Source organism: Naasia lichenicola (assembly GCF_004801885.1).
GTDB classification, from domain to species: Bacteria; Actinomycetota; Actinomycetes; order Actinomycetales; family Microbacteriaceae; genus Naasia; species Naasia lichenicola.
The window spans coordinates 181,785-201,116 of record NZ_SSSM01000006.1 but is presented as its reverse complement, the minus strand read 5'-3'; the positions used below and the strand labels follow the sequence as shown (position 1 = coordinate 201,116).

The window sequence follows — 19,332 nt, the reverse complement described above, 5'->3', positions numbered from 1 at the left end:
GAGAAGCGGTCAGAGGCCGGTCTGCAGGACGAGGACGCCGGGGAATATGGCGATCAGGACGGTCACCGGCAGGATGAGGAACACCAACGGGATGAGCATGGTCACCTCCTTGCGGCCGGCCATCTCGAGCAGGTCGCGCTTGGCCTCGTCGCGGCAATCCTGGGCCTGGGCACGCAGGACGTCCACGAGCGGCGATCCCCGCTCGAGCGCGCCGATGATCTGATCGGTGGCCCGAGTGAGCGGCGCCATGGCCAGCTCGCGTGACAGGGTCTCGAGGGCCGCAGCGAGCGGAACGCCGCTGGACACCGCGGTGACGACTCCCCCGAGCTCCCGCGGCAGCTCACCGGCACCGGCCCGGGCGACGCGGCGGAGCGCATCGAGGATGCCCTCCCCTGCCGAGAACGAGAGGCTGAGGAACTCCAGCACCGTCGGCAGCTCGCTCGTCATCCGACGCACCCGGGTCTGGGCCGCACGGGCGAGCAGCTGGTCGCGCACGATCACCGCCCCCGCTCCGACGAGCGGCGGCAGAGCGAGCAGCACGATCGGCGCGATCGGCCGGGTCTGCACAGCGACGATGCCGGCGAGCGCGCCGATCACGGCCCCGAGGATCAGCCAGCCGAGCTGATGCAGGCGGTACCGCTCGAGCACGAGACCGCTGCCGGATTGACGCAGTCGCAGGGCGAGCCGGTCTGCACCGCCGAAGACCGAGGCGATGGCACGCACCGCACTCTCCACGGCCGGGGCCGCGAGCACGCCGAGCACGGGAAGAGGCTCGACGGTGCGACGTCGAGCGAGGATGCGGGCCTCGTTCGAGACGTCGGCGAGATACGGCGCCATCCGCACGGCGAGCCGCGGCCGCGCGATCCGCGGGGTGAGACTCGCCAGCGTCCAGAGGCCGAGTCCGAGAGTGCAGCCGAGCGCGACGGCGAGGCCCAGCAGGGGCGTCATCGGAACCACCGCCGCTCCTCGGGCAGCTTGCCGATGGCGAGCATGAGGCGGTACGCCACGACGGAGATCGCGCCAGCGGCGAGCAGCACGGTCAGCCCGGTGGGGGTGTCGTAGGCCGCCGCCGCCTCCGGTCGGGTGCAGAGCAGGACGAGGACCAGCCATGGCGCGGCGACCCCCAGCCGCGCGGCGTTCGCCACCCACGACTGCCGGGCCTCGATCTCGGCGCGGACGGCGGCCTCCTGACGCAGGTTCGAGGAGAGCGCGCGCAGCACTGAGGTGAGCTCTGTCCCGCCGACCTCGCGCGCCATCCGCAGCGTCTCGAGGATGCGGTCCGCCGTCGGATCGGCGAGGGCCGCCTTGAGGTCGTCGAGGGATCGGGAGAAGCTGCCGGTCGCGCGGTAGTCGCGCTCGAAGGCGACGAACGGATCACGCAGCGCGATCGGGCCCGCCGTGGACAGCGCCGCGACCGCGTCGGGAAGCGCGAGCCCCGCTCGGACGGATCCGAGCAGGTGGTCCACGAGATCCGGCCAGCCCAGTCGGCTGAGCTTGCGCCTGCTCGCCGCCCGCCAGCCGACGAGGCCGAGCGGGAGTCCGAAGCCGACGAGCCCGGCGATCGATGCCAGGGTAGAGATACCCGTCAGAGCCATCGCGATCCCCCAGATCGCCACCCCGGACAGCGCCGAGATGGCCAGGAACGCGGGCAGCGGCACCCTGCCCATCCCCGCTCGCACGAGTCTGTCGCCGAGCTCGACAGCCAGGCGGGACGGCGGGCGCTGCACGCGACGTCGTGCCGGCCAGAGCCATGGGGAGAGCGCCAGAAGCAGTCCTGCGGCGAGGAGCAGTCCGACGATGACCGTCACGCCGCGGCCTCGCTCAGCACCGCATGCGGATCGAGCCCCGCGGCGACGAACTTCTCCGTCCGAGTGGGGTGGCCGCCGGTCGCCCGCAGCCGACCGTCGCGCAGGGCGAACAGCGAGCTCGCGCCGATCACCCCGCCCGCACCCGGCGCGCCCTCGACGTTGCCGGTCGGAGCGAGGATCTCGCTGACCCGGCGCCGCCCATCGCGAGTGAGCTGGCAGTGCACGACCAGGTCGATGGACGACGCCACGGTCGGCACCACGAAGGCGCCGTCGATGTTGCGGCCCGCGAGCAGCGGCAGTGTGCAGAGCTTGGTCAGGGCGTCGCGGGCGCTGTTGGCGTGCAGGGAGCACATGCCGGGGATGCCGCTGTTCAAGGCGATGAGCAGGTCGAGCGATTCGGCCTCGCGCACCTCGCCGACCACGATCCGATCGGGACGCATCCGCAGCGCCTCCTTGATCAGGCGCCGCAGGGTGATCTCGCCCGTGCCCTCGAGGCTCGGCTGGCGGCACTGCATCGCGACCACATCGCGGCCGGGGAGGTCGAGCTCGAAGGTCTCCTCCACGGTGATGATCCGCTCCGAGGGTCGTGCGGACGAGAGCAGGGCCCCGAGCATCGTCGTCTTGCCCGCCTGGGTCGCGCCCGAGACCAGGATGTTGAGGCCCGCGAGCACGCTCAGCCGCAGGAACTCCGCCGCCCGACGGTCGAGTGAGCCGAGCTCGACCAGCTCGTGCAGGCCGCGCAGACCCGACCGGAACTTGCGGATGTTGACGGCCCAGTGCCGGTGCGTGACGTCGGGAATGACGACGTGCAGCCGAGAGCCGTCGGGCAGCGACGCATCGACGAACGGACTCGATAGATCCACGCGCCTGCCGGAGCTCTGCAGCATCCGCTCGACGAGGTCGCGGATCTCAGCATCGGAGAGGACCAGCGGAGTCAGCTCGGTGAGGCCGTTCTTGGCGATGAAGACCCTGCACGGGCTGTTGATCCAGATCTCCTCGACGCTCGGATCGTCGAGGAACGGCTGCAGCGGACCGAAGCCGGTGAGCGCGGCGAGCACCTCGCGGTGCACCGCCGATTCGCTCGCGATCATCGGATCGCCGGTGCCGACCGCACGTTCTGCGTAGCGCTCGATCTCATCGCGGACATATCCGACGGCGAGGTCGCGCTGCTGCGCGAGATCGATGCCGTCGCGGCGGACACGGGCGCGCACCCGATCCGTGATGAGTGTGACTGCGCTGGACATGCGCCGATGCTCGCACCGCGATCGCTCCGTCTGCAGAAGTTATCCACAACAGGGCCTTGCCTACCCAGGCCGGTCCAGGGCCGTCGTGTCCGGATTCAGCGTCCGGCGCGGGCCAGGTTCTCGCGGGTGCTGCGATGGCGGGCCAGCACCTCGGCCATCGGGTCGACGATCTCCTCATCGGTGACCTCGGCGATGGACGTGCGCAGTCGCCCTGCCATGACGGCACGGCGACGACGCGCACCGATCTTCGCCCACCAGCGGGCGAGGCCCGCCGTGACGATCCCGAGCAGCAGCCCGGCGGCAACCAGCAGCAACGGAACAGGCACGACCCCCATCATCGGAGTCTCCGGGCGAGGCAGGGCGAGCAGCCCCCACAGATACAGACCGAGCAGCCACAGCCCACCGGCGATCGCAGCGGCGGCGAAGATCCCCTGCAGAACCCCAGCCACCGACCACCAGATCGGCCGCCGTGCAGTCACAGACGTCCGGACCACGGCCTGATCGAGAGCATCGGGCAGTGCATCGCCGCTGCGTGCTGCGGCCTCCATCTCCTCGACCCAGTCCAGCGGCAGTCCGACGGACGCGCTCCGCGTGAACGAGCGGACCGCCAGGTCGACGGCGGATCGGGCCGAGCTGGAGGAACGCGGGATCGACGAGCGCGAGAGCCGCACGGACGCGTCGTCGCGGTCGGCTTTTGCCCCGGTGGGGCTGTCCCGATCGATGCCGAGCCGATCGGTGCCCGCGGAGCCGAGTCGCAGACGGCGCAGCGGATCCCGCCGCACCCTGGCCACCCAGCGGGTGAACGGCCAACCGGACGCCGCGAGCGCCTGGCGCCGGTAGTCGCGCTCCACCGCGTCGAGCACGACCGGCACCCCCGCCGCCCGGCCGAGGGCGGAGTCCAGGTCGTCGCGGGACAGCAGCTCGAGATCCGCTTCCGAATCGCCGACCTGCTCGCGCAGGCTCCGAGCGACGGTGATCACATCGGCGCTGAGCCGCCGACGCGACGCGGCATGACCGGCGACCGACTCCGCGAGCCGACGGGTCAGCTCGGGAAGGCCGGCACCCGTGCTCGCAGACGTCGGAAGGACTGCCGCTCCGCGGATGCCGTCCTGGGCGAGCAGGCGCCCGAGATCATCGGCGATCCGATCGACCGCGCCGGGCGGGATGCGATCCTCCTGATTGAGCACCGCGAGCGTCACGGCCTCATGCTCGCCCAGGATCCGCACGAAGTCGTCGTGCAGTCGCGCGTCGGCGTACTTCTGGGGATCGGTGACCCAGACGAACATATCCGCAAGCTCGAGCACGCGCTCGGCCTCGACCCTGTTCGAGAGCTCGCGGGAGTCGAAATCAGGCAGATCGAGCAGGATGAGGCCGTCCAAGGACGGTCCGGAGGTGCTCGCTGCCCCGACCAGGTATCGAGAGTCGACACCGAGCCAGTCGAGCAGCGGACCGGCCTCGCGGTCGCCCCAGATCGCGGCGGTCGGTCGGGAGGTGGTGGGTCGGCGTGCGCCCGTCCTCGATACCTCTGCCCCGACCAGGGCGTTGAACAGCGACGACTTGCCGCTTCCCGTCGCCCCGGCGAGCGCGACGACGGTGTGCTCGCCGGACAAGGACGTGCGCTCCCCCACCTTGGCGATAAGGGTCCGAGCGCGGGTCACCGCAGCCGGATCGAGGCTGCGCTCGCCCGAGGCCAGCGCCGATCTCAGCGCCTCGAGCCGGGCCGCCAGATCGTCGTTCGGATTCGGCGATCCGCCGCGGCCGAGGCGAGCGGGGCTCATCGCGCAGTCCTCACCGCATCGGCGGCGGACGCCAATGCCTCGCTCTGCTCGCCGTCGACGCCGACGTCGAGAACGGCGTCCTCGTAGCGCTCCAGCTCTGATGCGTAAAGGTCCTCGACCCGTTCGAAGAGCCTCTCGCGGGCCTTCCGCGCGAGATCGCGCACGGCCTGATCGCCGAAGACCGCCTCGAGCACCTTCTGCCCGGCGACCGCGGTTCCGCCGGCGATGCCGACCTCGAGCATGGCGAGCCCCGCTGTGCTGGCGAACGCCACGAGGATGAGGGTCAGTCCGAGGCCGTTGACGCCGTACGCCAGCAGCCGCGCGGTCACCCGGCGGTCCTTGCCCTCTTCGCGCACCATGGCGAAGATGTCGCCCTGCCAGTCCCGCACCAGCCGCTCGATCCGGTCGTCGAGATCCGGGCTGGCCTGCAGGAGGGTCGGATGGGCTGCGAGGAGCTGGGAGCCGCCGGGCAGGGACCGCCAAAGGCGCACTGAGGCGCCCGCAGCGAGCTCCGCATTGTTCGCGATCAGCGCCGCAACACCGGTCTGGAGGGCCTCGCCGAGCCGCTCGCTGGGCGGCGGCTCGCCGCGGAAGAACGAGGTGATCCGATCCCGCAGCCGCGAGACGGTCGACTCGACCTGGCGGAAGAACTCGCCCGTGCCGACGAACTCCTGCCAGCGCGCCAGCACCTCGCCGCGGAGCAGAGTGCCGTCCTGCATGCCACTGGTGACGCCCGAGAGCGCATCACGATAGGACGCCTCGGCGCTCTCGGTGAGTGCGAGGACTGCCGTGCTCTGCTCCTCGAGGGCGGTGACGATCGAGGCGACGCGCCCGTCGAGCGACTCGAGCGCGCCTCGAAGCGTCTGACGGATGACCGCCGCGCGAGCCTGCGCGTCGCCGGCCAGGTCGTCGAGCCACCGCCGAGGCGCGTCCGTCTGCGAGCTCGGCAGCAGTCCGCGCTCGAGCGAGGACTCGGTGATGGCGAAGATGGGAGCAGAACCGAGCCCCTGCTCGGTCAGCATCTCGCTGAGGTGGGTCGAGATCTCGGCCACCACGTCGGCCGGAACGCGGTCGAGCACGATCGCGACGGAGGTGCCGCGTTCACCCGCCTCGCGCAGCAGATCCCATGGGACCGCGTCGGCGTAGCGGGCGGCGGTCGTGACGAAGATCCACAGGTCTGCGGCGGCGAGCAGCTGGGCCGCGAGATCCCGGTTGGCCGAGACGACGCTGTCGATGTCCGGGGCGTCGAGCAGGGCGAGGCCGCGGCCGACCGCATCGGTCGCGACGAGCCGGACGGAGTTGATACCCGATCCGACGCCTGAAGCCGTGTCCGCCGCCGCGGTCACCCGGGCGAGGCCGGGCAGGATCCGCTGATCGGTGAACCATGACGCGTCGTCGGGATGATGGATGAGCACGGGTGACCGGGTGGTCGGACGGAGCACGCCCGGCGAGCTGACCTCACGCCCGACGAGCGAGTTGACGAGGGTGGACTTGCCGGCCCCCGTGGATCCGCCGACGACAGCGAGCACGGGGGCATCCATCGAGGACAGCCGCGGGAGGACGTAGTCGTCGAGCTGGTCGAGCAGGCGCCCGCGGGTCTGCCGAGCCGCCTCCGCGCCGGGGATGTCCAGCGGCAGAGGGGCACCGTCGAGCACGCGTCGAAGATCAGCCACAGCCGAGAGCAGGGTCGCACCCGCGCTTCCCGGTCCTCCTGGCATGCTCGCTCCTCTTCTGCGTCGGTGCTCGACCCTACGTTCTCACGCCTTCGCCGGTCGGACGCGACGGTTGCGATCCTGCGGATAGGACAGGAGATGCCTCGGCCGCGCCGACGGGCCGCCAGACTGGATGCACCGCTGACGAGAGGGACGACATGGCGATCTCCGAGACGACCGGACATGGGCCGAATGAGCCGCGCGTCGTGCTCGTGCGGCACGGCGAGACCGAATGGAGCCGCACCGGTCAGCACACGGGGCGCACGGACATCCCGCTGTCGCAGGCCGGCGAGTACAAGGCGCAGCTCGTCGGGGATGCACTGGCCGGAATCCCGTTCGGGCTCGTGCTCAGCAGCCCCCTCGGCCGTGCCCGCGAGACGGCCCGGCTCGCCGGATTCTCCAATGCGCAGCCCGATCCGGATCTGCTCGAGTGGGACTACGGGGGCTACGAGGGCATCACGAGCGCCGAGATCATCGAGCGCCGCGGATCTCCCTGGACCATCTGGACCGACGGCGTCCCACCCGGCGAGACCCCCGGGGAGAGCGCCGGGGACGTGAGCATCCGAGCTCAATCGATCTGCGATCGGATCGAGCCCGTCCTGGAGGCCGGCGGGAAGGTTCTGCTCTTCTCGCACGGCCACTTCCTGCGAGCGCTCGCCGCCCGGTGGCTCGGCCTGGAGGTCAAGGACGGCTCGCTGCTCGCCCTCGACACCGCGTCGATCAGCTCCCTCGGCTTCGAGCACGGTCGCAGGGTCATCACGGGCTGGAATCGGGTCCCCGGACGCTGAACCGTCCTACCTCGCCGAGCGCGGGTCTCGCGCGGTCGCTATCGCCGAGCGCGGTGGGTCCACCGATCGCGCTCGGCTGCAACGACCGCGCGAGGTGGGTGCGAGGCGGAGCTCAGACGGGCGACATCAGCTCGGCGACGACGCCGTCGATGACCGCGCTCGGCGTGCCGAAGCGATGCGCGGTGATTGACACCGCCTGCTCGAGCAGGAACGGCAGCAGCTCCAGGCGCCCGGAGCCGAGCACCGGCCCCGACCAGACGGCGACATCCGGGCGCCCTCCGGTCAGCGCCGCGACGCGGTCCGCCGCACCGAGATAGCGCACACGTACCCCTCCGCCGTTGGCGATGTGCGCCGACCACAGCTCGTCCGTCTCGACGAGCGCTGATCCGCCGGATTCGCGGATCAGCTCCCTGACGGGTCCAGGCAGCTCGACGGCGGTCGATACCGCCAGACGCGATCCAGATCGCAGGCCAGCCGCCAGCACGCGCAGCACGTCCACCTGCGACGCCCTCTCGTCGGCGCGTATGACGACCGGCGACAGGGTGGGCCGATACCGGAACAGGTTGTGTTCGGCCGCCACCCCCGACGGATCGACGACTCGTCCGAATCGGGCAGACCATTCCGTCTGGTCGCTCAGCGCCCCCGCTCGCACGGAGGCGGCCTGCTCCGGGGGCAGCTCTGCCGAGGCGACCGCCAGCAGTCGCTCGACGAGCGGATTGAGGGTGGACTCGTCCTCCTCCGGATGAGCGGTCGCCCCATCCGCCTCCCACGTTCCGAGACCGAGGAGGTAGTTCGGCCCCCCGGCCTTGGCGCCCGGTCCGACCGCTGACTTCTTCCAACCGCCGAACGGCTGACGGCGCACGATGGCTCCGGTGATCCCTCGATTGACGTAGAGGTTGCCGGCCTCGATCCGATCCAGCCAGCGTCCGATCTCGATGCCGTCGAGCGAGTGCAGACCAGAGGTCAATCCGTAGTCGACGTCGTTGACGAGCTCGATGGCCTCGTCGAGCGTCGCCGCGGTCATGATGCCGAGGATCGGCCCGAAGTACTCGATGCGATGGAAGGCGGAGCCGCGGGCGACGCCGTCGCGCACGCCGGGGCTCCACAGGGTTCCAGCGTCGTCCAGCCGGCGCGGCTGGACGAGCCAGCGCTCCCCCGGGCCCAGCGCCGTCAGCCCCTCGAGCAGCTTCGGACCCGGGGTCTCGACGAGGGGCCCCATCCGGGTCGTCGGATCCTCGGGCCGTCCGACCACGAGCGACGAGACGGCGTCTAGCAGCTGGGAGCGGAATCGACTCGAGCTGGCGACCGAGCCGACCAGCACCACGAGCGAGGCGGCGGAGCACTTCTGGCCCGCGTGGCCGAAGGCGGAGGCGACGACGTCCTTGACCGCGGCGTCGAGGTCCGCCGATGGGGTGACGATGATCGCGTTCTTGCCGCTCGTCTCCGCGAGCAGCGGAAGGTCGGGGCGGAACGAGCGGAAGAGCTCGGCCGTCTCGTAGGCGCCGGTGAGGATCACCCGATCGACCATCGGGTGGGAGATGAGCTGGCGTCCGAGCTCCCGCTCCCCCACGTCGACGAGCTGCAGCACGTCGCGGGGAATGCCGGCCTCCCACAGCGCCTCGGCGATGACGGCGCCGCACCGCGCGGTGACGGGCGCAGGCTTGAAGACCACTGCTGAGCCCGCGGCGAGCGCAGCGAGCGCCGACCCCGTGGGGATGGCGACCGGGAAGTTCCAGGGAGGGGTGACCAGCGTGACCCCGGCGGGCACGAAGCGGGCGCCCGGGATCTGATCGAGTTCGGACGCCAGCTCGGCGTAGTAGTGCGCGAAGTCGATGGCCTCGGAGACTTCGGGGTCGGCCTGGTCGACGGTCTTGCCGCCTTCGGCCACCATGATCTCGATCAGGTCGGCGCGATGGGCCTCGAGGACGTCGCCCACCCGATGCAGCACCCGGCCGCGTTCGGCTCCTGCCAGAGCGCCCCACGCCTGGCCGGCCGTTGCGCCGTCCTTCAGCACGGCATCGAGCTGCGATTCCGAGTCCATGCGAGCTGCGGCCAGCGCCGACTGGCCGAGTGTCGTGCCGGGAGCCCGCGCGAGCAGGGCGCTCACCCATGCCCGGTTGTCCGCGACTGCCGGATCGGTGTCCGGGGTGTTCTCGAATCGCCCCGCGGCGGCACGCTCGACGGCCGCGAATCTGTCGGCGACCCGATGCGAGACGGGCACGACCGCGTCGAGCTCGGCGACCGATCCGAGGAACCGCTCCCTCTCCCGCTCGAAGAGCGCGGCGTTCTCGCCCATCTCGAAGACCGCCGACATGAAGTTGTCCTTCGAGGCGCCCTCCTCGAGTCGGCGCACGAGGTAGGCGATGGCGACATCGAACTCGGCCGGAGCGACGACGGGAACATAGAGCAGCAGCGATCCGACCTCGCGCCGAACTGCTTCGGCCTGGCCCTGCGCCATGCCGAGGAGCATCTCGAACTCGATGCCGCTCCGCACCCCACGGCGTCCGGCGAGCAGCCAGGCGAACGCGATGTCGAACAGGTTGTGCCCCGCGACGCCGAGCCGCACATTGGCGATCCGATCGGGCCGGAGTGCGTAGTCGAGCACGCGCTTGTAGTTCGTGTCCGACTCCCGCTTGCTGCTCCAGGTGGCGAGCGGCCAGCCGTGCACGGAGGCTTCGACCTGCTCCATCGGCAGGTTCGCGCCCTTGACCAGGCGCACCTTGATGCCCGCCCCGCCGCGAGCGCGCCGCGCGGCCGACCACTGCTGCAGGCGGATCATCGCCGCGAGAGCGTCCGGGAGGTAGGCCTGCAGCACGATCCCCGCCTCGAGGTCCCGGAAGTCGGGCTCATCGAGCAGCCGTGTGAAGACGGCGATGGTGAGATCGAGGTCCTTGAACTCCTCCATGTCGAGGTTGATGAACTTCCTCGGCCGGGACGCGGCGGCTCGAGCGAAGAGTGGTCGGAGCCTCTCCACGACATCCGCGACCGATTCGTCGAACGCCCACGGCGCATGCGGTGCGACGGCGGCCGAGACCTTGATCGAGACGTAGTCCACGTCGCTCCGTCCGAGCAGGCGCAACGTGCCGTTGAGGCGTCGGCCCGCCTCGCGCTCGCCCAGCACAGCCTCCCCGAGCAGGTTCATGTTGAGCCGGACGCCCGGGGTCCGGATCTTCGCGATCGCCGGGCCGAGTCGCGACTCGGTGGCGTCGACGATGAGATGCCCCACCATCCGGCGGAGCACGCGGCGAGCGATCGGCACGACGACAGCCGGCAGGATCGGCGCCGTCCAGCCGCCGAGCCGCACCGCGGCCCGAAGGGGCAGCGGCAGGAAGCCGGGAACGAGGGGCGCGACCCGCGAGAGGTTGCGGGCGGCCACCCGCAGGTCCTCTGGACGAACGACTCCATCGACGAAGCCGACTGTGAAGTCCAGCCCCTTCGAGTCCTTGAGCACTCCGGCGAGCCGGGCGCCGGATGGATCGATCGTCGCGGACGCCGCCTCGCGGAGCCACCGTTCGACCAGTGCGATGGACTCGTCGACCAGGTCGAGATCTCCTGCATCCGACGGCGTGGGCGCGATGGGCGGCGGCGCGAGCTCGGTCATGGCGACAGTCTGCGCTCCCCTCATTGGGAAGCGGAAGCGACCTTTGCTGACGGATACTGGTAAGCCGAACTGAACGATGGGGGTTCCATGCTCGACGTGCGCCGGCTCGTGCTGCTCCGCGAGCTCTCGATCCGCGGAACGCTCGCCGCCGTTGCCGAGTCGATGAGCTTCAGCCCGTCGGCCGTCTCGCAGCAGCTGGCCCTGCTGGAGCGGGAGGCGGGCGTGCCCCTGCTCAGGAAGGCAGGCCGCCGCGTGCTCCTCACACCGCAGGCGGAGGTGCTCGTCGAGGCGGCGCGCGAGGTGCTCGACACCCTCGAGCGCGCCGAAGCGGCGGTGCACTCCTCGCTCAGCACTATTCGCGGGCGGGTCCGCGTGGCCGTGTTCCAATCGGCGGCGCTGGCGCTGATGCCGGCGGCGCTCAGCGCGATGAGCCGTCTGCATCCCGAGGTGCGGGTCGAGATGGTGCAGCGCGAGCCCGGACAGGCGCTCTACGACACCTGGGCCCGTGACTTCGACCTCGTCCTCGCCGAGCAGTATCCCGCGCATTCGGCCCCCTGGCTCGACGGGCTCGATCGGCGCGACCTCACGTCCGACGCGATCCAGCTCGCCGCTCCCGGCGAACTCGGCGGCACGATCCGCGAGCTCGGCGATGCGCGGGGAATGGCGTGGGTGATGGAACCGCCCGGGACGGCGTCGCGGCACTTCGCCGAGCAGCTCTGCCGTCGGATCGGCTTCGAACCCGACGTCCGCTACGAGACCCCGGATCTGCAGGCGCAGATCCGCCTCATCGAGTCGGGCAATGCGGTCGCCCTCATGCCCGAGCTGGTCTGGGCCGGCCGGCCGACCAGCTGCGCACTGCTCGATCTGCCGGATCTGCCGCGCCGGACCATCTTCACCGCACAGCGGGCGGCGGGCATCTCATCGCCTGCGATCTCGGCGTTCCGCGCCACTCTCGAGGCGGCCGCAGCTTCTGCGGCGTGACGCATCAGCCGAAGAGGATGGCGGCCTCGTCGTAGCGGGCGGCGGGAACGGTGTTCAGCTCGTGCACGGCGTCGGCGATGCTGACCGAGACGATCTCGGTGCCGCGCAGTGCGACCATCGACCCCCACTGCTGCTGGTGCACGCTGTCCGCCGCGGCCATGCCGAGACGGGTCGCGAGCACTCGGTCGTAGGCGCTGGGCTCGCCGCCGCGCTGCATGTGGCCGAGCACCTGCGAGCGGGACTCGATGCCGGTGCGCTCCTCGATCATGGGGGCGAGAATCTCGCTGATCCCGCCGAGCCGCGGCCGGTTGAAGGCGTCGAGGCCCTTGTGCGAATGCGCATCCTCCATGCCCGCGAACTTGAAGCCCTCGGAGACGACGAGCACGGGCGCGCGCCCGCGGTCGCGGACGCTCTCGACCCAGCCGCAGATCTCGTCGATGGTCTTCGGCTGCTCGGGGATCAGGATCGCGTGCGCACCGGACGCCATGCCCGAATGCAGGGCGATCCAGCCGACGTGGCGGCCCATGACCTCCGCCACGATGCAGCGCTGGTGCGACTCCGCGGTGGTCCGCAGACGGTCGATGGCCTCGGTCGCGATCTCGACGGCGGTGTCGAAGCCGAAGGAGTAGTCGGTGCCGCCGAGGTCGTTGTCGATGGTCTTCGGCACGCCGACGACGTTGATGCCCGCGTCAGCGAGGCGGCGGGCGGCAGTGAGCGTGCCCTCTCCGCCGATGGCGATGATCGAGTCGACGCCGAGCTCGGACATCGTCTTGCGGATGTTGTCGGGGCCGCCCTTCTCGCCCTCGAAGGGGTTCGTCCGGGATGAGCCGAGGATCGTGCCGCCCTGGCGGCCGATGCCGCGGACCGTGTGACGGTCGACGTGCATGGTGTCGCCCTCGACGAGGCCGCGCCAGCCGTAGCGGAACCCGACGAACTCCGCGTCGTGGGTGCGCACGCCCTTGAGGACCGCGCCGCGGATGACCGCGTTGAGTCCTGGGCAGTCGCCGCCCGATGTGAGTAGCCCGATCCGCATTGTCGCCTCCTGCGAGAGTTCCTCCCCACAGGGTAGAGGCACTGACGAGGGCCGGAATTCACCGAGTCTCCGTGCGGAAGGCGGGACTTGAACCCGCACGCTCGAAAGCACAGGAACCTAAATCCTGCGTGTCTGCCAATTTCACCACTCCCGCGACGACGCTCATTCTATTTACGGGTCGACTCGTGTCTCCGATCACGCCATCATCCGAGCGGATGATCATCGGGTTCCTCCCCGGGGATGGAGGGGTTCTCAGTTACCCTGATCGGAGCGCCTGCGCTCCCAGCTTCGCAAGCACCGTGCCTCCGCACGCACGTGCGTCAGCTGCCACCGCCCGACGCCCGACGACGACTGGACCACCGTGCTCTCCACAGCCCTGCTCTCCACCGCCCTGCATCCCGCCGGCCTGCATCCCACCGCCCTCATCCCGTGGCTCGACCCGCAGAACATCATCGAGGGGTTCGGCGCCTTCGCCCTCCTCGCGGTCTGCGTCATCGTGTTCTCCGAGACCGGTCTGCTGGTCGGCTTCCTGCTCCCGGGCGACACCCTGCTCGTCATCACGGGCGTGCTCACCTTCTCGGGCACCCTCGGCGTGGACATCTGGTGGGTGTGCCTCGCGATCTCGTTCGCCGCGTTCCTCGGCGGCGAGGTGGGATATCTGATCGGCCACAAGGTCGGTCCGCGGATATTCGAGCGCAAGGAGAGCGGGCTATTCAGCATCGAGAACGTCAATCGCACCAATGCGTTCTTCACCCGCTTCGGCGCCCTCGCCGTGATCATCGCCCGCTTCGTGCCCATCGTGCGCACCTTCGCCCCGATCGCGGCAGGCGTCGGCCACATGGACTACCGCCGGTACTCCCTCTACAACGCCGCCGGCGCCGTGCTGTGGGGAACGGGCGTCACCCTGCTCGGCTTCTTCATCGGCTACATCCCGCCGGTGCGCGACTTCGTGGTGGAGTACATCGACCTCATCCTGCTCGCCGCCGTGGTGGTGACCATCGTCCCGACGGTCTTCCACTACATCCAGTCCTCGCGCAAGGCGAAGAGGGCCCGCGTCGCCGGTACGACCCCGCAGCGCACGGAGACTCCGACGCTCGACTGAGCCGCCTATCCGGTGGCGAGCAGCACCAGCAGCGTGATGTTCAGGGTGATGAGCGCGGCCGCGGCGGCGGCGGCGAGCACGGTGGTGTGCAGGCGGTTGACCGCGTCGCCCATGGTGCGCCGCTGAGCCGTGAGCACGACGAGCGGGATCAGTGCGAACGGGATGCCGAACGACAGCACCACCTGACTGAGCACCAGGGCGAGGGTGGGATCGAAGCCGATCGCCAGCAGCACGAGGGCCGGCAGCAGGGTGATCAGCCGACGCATGAGCAGCGGGAGGCGCACGTGCAGCAGCCCGTGCATGATCTCGGCTCCGGCATATGCGCCGACCGAGGATGACGCGAGTCCGGACGCCAGCAGCGCCACGGCGAACAGGACGGCGATGCCCGATCCGAGTCCGGCCGAGATCGCCTGGTAGGCGCCCTCGAGCGAGTTGGTGCCGCTGACCCCGCGCACGTTGGCCGCGGCGATCAGCAGGATGACGACGTTGACGCCGCCGGCGACGACGAGCGCGATGGTGACGTCGATCCGAGTGGCCTTGAGCACCTGGGTGCGGAACGCGCCCGACTCGAGCAGTCCGAAGCGGTCACGGGTCAGCGCGGAATGGGCGTAGATCGCGTGCGGCATCACGGTGGCGCCGAGGATCGACGCCGCCAGGAGGACGGATCCGGAGTCGGCGAACCGCGGCACGAGGCCCGCGAGCGCCTCGCCGGGATCCGGAGGGCCGAACAGGATGCCCGCGCAGAAGCCGACGACGATGATCAGCACGAGGCCGGTGATCACCCGCTCGAAGGGTCGCGGTCCGCGCCGGCTCTGCAGCGTCAGCAGCAGGATGGAGATGACGCCGGTGATCACTCCGCCGGCGAGCAGCGGCAGGCCGAAGAGCAGGTGGAGCGCGACGGCGCCGCCGATGATCTCGGCGATGTCGGTGGCCATGGCCACGAGTTCTGCCTGGACCCAGAAGGCGTAGCGCGCCGGCCGCCGGGTCAGGCGCTGTCCGAGGTTCTCGGGCAGGCTGCGCCCCGTGACGATGCCGAGCTTCGCGGACATGTACTGGATGAGCCAGGCCATCGCGTTGCCGGCGACGACCACCCAGATGAGCAGATAGCCGTACTGGGCGCCCGCCGTCATGTTGCTCGCGACGTTGCCCGGGTCGAGATAGGCGACTCCGGCGACCACAGCCGGGCCGAGGAGCGGCAGCAGGCGCGCGGCGTGAGGAGGCACGGCGGCTTCGACGCGCTCAGCGACCATCGGCGGCTCCTGATTTCGGTGTACCGAAAACATAGCGGCTTCCGACGGACACGCGGACCGCTCGCCAGGGATCTACGAGGTGGAGATCCAGATGGAGGGGTGCAGCCACGCGGGCAGCGAATCGGCGGTCACCTCGCTGCCGATCGACAGCCGTCGCGCTTCGAGCTCGCGCAGCACCTCGGGATCGCGGTCGCTGATCCGCACGATGCGCCCCTCCCGGGCGCCGTCCTGCGCCTCGAGCAGCACGGCATCGGGCATCCGGATGACACCGTCGAGGGCGGGGATGGGATCCCCGTGCGGATCATGGGTCGGATGCCCGAGCTGCGCGTCGATCGCGTCGAGCAGACGATCGCTCATCACGTGCTCGAGCACTTCGGCCTCGTCGTGGACCTCGTCCCACGAGTAGCCGTACTGGCCGACGAGCCAGCTCTCGATCAGGCGATGCCGCCGGACGATGCCGATGGCCTGGTTCCGACCTGCATCGGTGAGCACCACAGCGCCGTACGGCTCGTGCAGCACGAGTCCGTGTCCGACCAGCTTCTTCACCATCTCGGTCACGGTCGACGGAGCCAGGCTCAGCCGGGCGCTCAGCTGGGAGCTGGTGATCGGCTGATCCTGCCACTCGGTGTGCGAGTAGATGGCCTTGAGGTAGTCCTCGACGACCGTGGCGGACAGGGCCTTGGACATGCCTCGACCCTACCGATCCGAGTCCCTCGTGGAGATGCCGTCAGGCGTGCTGGGACTCCTCATGGTCCGCATGGGTCGCCGGCTCGAGCTGGAACGTCGAATGGGCGACATCGAAGTGGCCGACGAGGCACTTCGACAGGCGGTCGAGCAGGTCGTCCGCTCCCCCGCTTTCGAGCACGCCCGGTTCGACCACGACGTGCGCCGTGAAGACGGGGGCGCCTGCGGTGATCTGCCACACGTGGACGTCGTGCGCATCGACCACGCCATCCGTGCCCAGGATGTGGCTGCGGATCTCGGCGACGCTGGTGCCGGTCGGCGCCGACTCGGTGAGCACCGAGGTCACGTCGCGCAGCAGCGCGATGGCGCGCGGCACGATCAGCGCCGCCACCGCGAGCGAGGCGATCGAGTCGGCCCGGTCGAAGCCGGTCGTGACGATGACGATGCCGGCGACGATCGCGGCGACTGACCCGATCATGTCGCCCAGCACCTCGAGGTAGGCGCCACGGACGTTCATCGATTCGCTCGTGCCGCTCCGGAGCACGAGGGCCGCCGCGATGTTGGCGCCGAGGCCGACGATCGCGACGATGAGCATGGGTCCGCCGAGGATCTCGGCACGATCGACGGAGAGCAGTCGGATGACGGCTTCGACACCGACCCACAGCGCGACCCCGATCAGCAGGAGCGCGTTGACCATGGCTCCGAGCACCTCGGCCCGGCGGTAGCCGAAGGTCGAGCGCTCGCTCGGCGGGCGCGCGGCGACGGCGCTGGCTACGAGGGCGATCACGAGGGCGATGACGTCGGACGCCATGTGGCCGGCGTCGGCGAGCAGGGTGAGTGACCCTGTGATCAGCGCTCCGACGACCTCCACGACGAGGAAGGCGGCGGTGATGCCGAGCGCGATCGCGAGACGTCGACGGCTGGATGAGCCGTGCGCCGCGGAATCGTGATCGTGCATGGGGTCCACGGTACGGGCTCATCCTGCACGGCACCAGGCACGACGAGCCGTCCGACCCCTGGCTGATGCGCGTCGGACGGGCGGATCAGTCCTGCAGCAAAGTGGCGCGCAGCCAGGGTATCAATGCAGTGAAGGCCTGGGTGCGGTGACTGATCGCGTCCTTCTCCACCGCCGTCAGCTGGGCGGCGGAGACGTCGAGCCCCTCGGGCCGGAAGATGGGGTCGTAGCCGAATCCACCGCCGCCGGTCGGCGCCTCCAGCACCGAGCCGGGCCAGACCGCTGTGACGACGTGCTCGCGTCCGTCGGGCAGCACGGCGGCGGCCGCACAGGTGAACTCGGCGGCCCGCTGACCCTCCGGGATGCCGGACAGCTTCTCGAGAACGAGCGCGACGTTGTCCGCAGAATCCCGTGTGCCCGCGTAGCGCGCCGAGAAGATGCCCGGGGCGCCATCGAGCGCCTCGACCGAGATGCCCGAGTCATCGGCGATGGAGGCCAGGCCGGTGTGCGCGGCCGCGGCCCGCGCCTTGATCAGCGCGTTGGCCGCGAAGGTGTCGCCATCCTCGATCGGCTCGGGTCCGTCGTAGGCGCGCAGCTCGAGCCCGTCGAGGTGCGGCCCGAGGATCCGACGGAGCTCATCCACCTTGTGGGCGTTGTGCGTGGCGAGCACGACGGGCACGTCGATCACGCTCATGCGTCGATGTTCACGCGTCGGCGCTCTGCAGCGCGGCGCGCTGGAACTCTGCCAGCTGGTTCGTACCCGCCAGAGCCAGGTCGAGCAGCGAGTCGAGCTCGCGACGGTCGAACGGCGCCCGCTCGGCCGTGCCCTGGACCTCGACGAACAGGCCGCGTCCGGTCGCGACGACGTTCATGTCGGTCTCGGCGCGCACGTCCTCGACGTAGGCCAGGTCCAGCATGGGCTCGCCGTCGATGATGCCCACCGAGACGGCGGCGACGGTGTCGATGAGCGGCTGGGCCTTCTGGCCGATGAACTTGCGTCCGCGAGCCCACTCGATCGAGTCGGCCAGAGCGACGTATGCGCCGGTGATCGCCGCGGTGCGGGTTCCGCCGTCGGCCTGGAGGACGTCGCAGTCGAGCACGATGGTGTTCTCGCCGAGCGCCTTGAGGTCGATGATGGCGCGTAGCGAGCGGCCGATCAGTCGGGAGATCTCGTGCGTGCGACCGCCGATCTTGCCCTTGACCGACTCGCGGTCGTTGCGATCGTTGGTGGCGCGCGGAAGCATCGCGTATTCGGCGGTGACCCAGCCGGTGCCCTTGCCCTGCAGCCAGCGGGGCACTCCGTTGGTGAACGAGGCGGTGCAGAGCACCTTGGTGCCGCCGAAGGAGATGAGCGCTGAGCCCTCGGCCTGGGAGCTCCAGCCCCTCTCGATGGTGATGGGTCGGAGATCTGCGGGGGTCCTGCCGTCGGCGCGGGCCACGGGTTGTCCTTCCGGTGCGGACGCCGCCGTCTCGGGCGCGTCGTGTGTAGGCGGGTGGGTGGTCGTCGGGTGGGCGGTGCGCGCGTCAGCTCGGGGTGGCGAGCTGCGCGCGGTCGGGGAGCTGGATGGCGCCGGTCATCACCGATTCGGCGAGGGGCGCTTCGAGGCCGAGGAAGCGGTGCGCGAGGCGGGTGAACTCGTCGGCGCTCTCGCCCGTCGCCTCGTAGTCGCGGCGGGGCGGCAGGTCGGAAGTGCGCAGCAGGTCGTGCTGGACGAGTGTGCGGTACACGTCGCGGGCGGTCTCCTCGGCGCTGGAGACGAGGGTGATGTCCTCGCCGACCACGTACTGGATGGCCGCAGACATCAGCGGATAGTGGGTGCAGCCGAGGACGAGGGTGTCGATGTCCGCGTCGAGGAGCGGCTGCAGGTACTCGCGGGCGACGGCGAACAGCTCGTCTCCGCTGGTGACGCCCGCTTCGACGAACTCGACGAATCGCGGGCAGGCCACGCTGACCAGCTCGAGGTGCGGCGCCGCGGCGAACGCGTCGTCGTATGCCTTGGAGGTGATGGTCGCGACGGTGCCGATCACGCCGACGCGTCCGTTGCGGGTCTGGCGGACTGCGGTGCGGACTGCGGGCTGGATGACCTCGACCACGGGGATGCCGTGGCCGACGGTGTAGCGCTCGCGCGCATCGCGGAGCACGGCGGCCGACGCCGAGTTGCAGGCGATGACGAGAAGCTTGACGCCCTGGGCGACCAGGTCGTCCATCACGTCGAGGGCGAAGCGGCGGACATCCGCGAGCGGCTTCGGCCCGTACGGGCTGTTGGCGGTGTCGCCCACGTAGAGGATGGATTCGCGGGGCAGCTGGTCGATGATCGCGCGGGCCACGGTGAGCCCGCCGACCCCGGAATCGAAGACTCCGATCGGTGCATCAGCCACCAGAGCAGTCTAGGCGG

At 70.4% G+C, this 19,332-nt stretch carries 16 protein-coding genes and 1 tRNA gene; 3 read left to right on the top strand and 14 right to left on the bottom strand.

Annotated features, from left to right (window positions below):
* Positions 1 to 9: 9 nt before the first annotated feature.
* From E6C64_RS17105 to E6C64_RS17085, 5 genes are all read right to left on the bottom strand, one after another.
* Positions 10 to 948 carry a type II secretion system F family protein gene (locus tag E6C64_RS17105; RefSeq protein ID WP_136428892.1) on the bottom strand — a complete coding sequence of 313 codons (939 nt, stop codon included), beginning with the start codon at positions 946 to 948 and terminating at the stop codon, positions 10 to 12.
* Complete coding sequence (locus E6C64_RS17100; RefSeq protein WP_136428891.1) at positions 945 to 1,808, bottom strand: type II secretion system F family protein; 864 nt, start codon at positions 1,806 to 1,808, stop codon at positions 945 to 947. Before E6C64_RS17100 ends, E6C64_RS17105 begins: the two co-directional genes overlap by 4 nt.
* Entirely contained in the window at positions 1,805 to 3,052 is a 1,248-nt protein-coding gene (locus tag E6C64_RS17095; protein WP_136428890.1) for a TadA family conjugal transfer-associated ATPase, read from the bottom strand. The genes E6C64_RS17100 and E6C64_RS17095 overlap by 4 nt, the downstream gene beginning before the upstream one ends.
* Before the next feature lie 95 nt (positions 3,053 to 3,147).
* A complete protein-coding gene (locus E6C64_RS17090) occupies positions 3,148 to 4,830 on the bottom strand; it encodes a GTPase (protein ID WP_136428889.1) in 1,683 nt (560 codons plus the stop codon).
* Positions 4,827 to 6,548, bottom strand: a complete 1,722-nt coding sequence (locus E6C64_RS17085) for a dynamin family protein (RefSeq protein WP_136428888.1) — start codon at positions 6,546 to 6,548, stop codon at positions 4,827 to 4,829. The genes E6C64_RS17090 and E6C64_RS17085 overlap by 4 nt, the downstream gene beginning before the upstream one ends.
* A gap of 152 nt (positions 6,549 to 6,700) precedes the next feature.
* On the opposite strand from E6C64_RS17085, the gene E6C64_RS17080 reads away from it, so the two are divergent.
* A complete protein-coding gene (locus E6C64_RS17080; protein ID WP_136428887.1) occupies positions 6,701 to 7,330 on the top strand; it encodes a histidine phosphatase family protein in 630 nt (209 codons plus the stop codon).
* 112 nt (positions 7,331 to 7,442) lie between these two features.
* On the opposite strand, the gene E6C64_RS17075 is transcribed toward E6C64_RS17080, so the two are convergent.
* Complete coding sequence (locus tag E6C64_RS17075; RefSeq protein WP_136428886.1) at positions 7,443 to 10,931, bottom strand: proline dehydrogenase family protein; 3,489 nt, start codon at positions 10,929 to 10,931, stop codon at positions 7,443 to 7,445.
* 87 nt (positions 10,932 to 11,018) lie between these two features.
* Here E6C64_RS17075 and E6C64_RS17070 point away from each other — a divergent pair, with 87 nt between their 5' ends.
* Complete coding sequence (locus E6C64_RS17070) at positions 11,019 to 11,912, top strand: LysR family transcriptional regulator (RefSeq protein WP_136428885.1); 894 nt, start codon at positions 11,019 to 11,021, stop codon at positions 11,910 to 11,912.
* 4 nt (positions 11,913 to 11,916) lie between these two features.
* Here the strand turns inward: E6C64_RS17070 and E6C64_RS17065 are convergent, their stop codons facing one another.
* Together E6C64_RS17065 and E6C64_RS17060 are read right to left on the bottom strand one after the other, a co-directional pair.
* The gene (locus tag E6C64_RS17065; RefSeq protein WP_136428884.1) at positions 11,917 to 12,945 is read right to left on the bottom strand and encodes a 6-phosphofructokinase; all 1,029 of its coding nucleotides are present in this window, start codon (positions 12,943 to 12,945) and stop codon (positions 11,917 to 11,919) included.
* Positions 12,946 to 13,017: 72 nt separating this feature from the next.
* Positions 13,018 to 13,099, bottom strand: a tRNA-Leu gene (locus E6C64_RS17060).
* Positions 13,100 to 13,351: 252 nt separating this feature from the next.
* Between E6C64_RS17060 and E6C64_RS17055 the strand changes: the two genes are divergently transcribed.
* Positions 13,352 to 14,047, top strand: coding sequence for a DedA family protein (locus E6C64_RS17055; protein ID WP_136429317.1), 696 nt, complete (start codon positions 13,352 to 13,354; stop codon positions 14,045 to 14,047).
* 5 nt (positions 14,048 to 14,052) lie between these two features.
* Here E6C64_RS17055 and E6C64_RS17050 read toward each other — a convergent pair whose 3' ends face one another.
* The 6 genes from E6C64_RS17050 to murI all read right to left on the bottom strand — a co-directional run bounded on the left by E6C64_RS17050 (position 14,053) and on the right by murI (position 19,315).
* The gene (locus tag E6C64_RS17050; protein WP_136428883.1) at positions 14,053 to 15,297 is read right to left on the bottom strand and encodes an Nramp family divalent metal transporter; all 1,245 of its coding nucleotides are present in this window, start codon (positions 15,295 to 15,297) and stop codon (positions 14,053 to 14,055) included.
* 72 nt (positions 15,298 to 15,369) lie between these two features.
* Positions 15,370 to 15,984: a metal-dependent transcriptional regulator gene (locus E6C64_RS17045; protein ID WP_199241085.1), complete on the bottom strand. Its 615-nt coding sequence runs from the start codon at positions 15,982 to 15,984 to the stop codon at positions 15,370 to 15,372.
* A gap of 40 nt (positions 15,985 to 16,024) precedes the next feature.
* Positions 16,025 to 16,939: a cation diffusion facilitator family transporter gene (locus E6C64_RS17040; RefSeq protein ID WP_136428882.1), complete on the bottom strand. Its 915-nt coding sequence runs from the start codon at positions 16,937 to 16,939 to the stop codon at positions 16,025 to 16,027.
* A gap of 85 nt (positions 16,940 to 17,024) precedes the next feature.
* Positions 17,025 to 17,630 (bottom strand): RdgB/HAM1 family non-canonical purine NTP pyrophosphatase, encoded by a 606-nt coding sequence (rdgB, locus tag E6C64_RS17035; protein WP_136428881.1) that lies wholly within the window; start codon positions 17,628 to 17,630, stop codon positions 17,025 to 17,027.
* A 10-nt stretch (positions 17,631 to 17,640) separates the two neighbouring features.
* A complete protein-coding gene (gene rph, locus E6C64_RS17030) occupies positions 17,641 to 18,375 on the bottom strand; it encodes a ribonuclease PH (protein WP_136428880.1) in 735 nt (244 codons plus the stop codon).
* An 85-nt stretch (positions 18,376 to 18,460) separates the two neighbouring features.
* On the bottom strand, positions 18,461 to 19,315 hold the full coding sequence (murI, locus tag E6C64_RS17025) for a glutamate racemase (RefSeq protein ID WP_136428879.1): 855 nt from the start codon (positions 19,313 to 19,315) through the stop codon (positions 18,461 to 18,463).
* Positions 19,316 to 19,332: the final 17 nt, after the last annotated feature.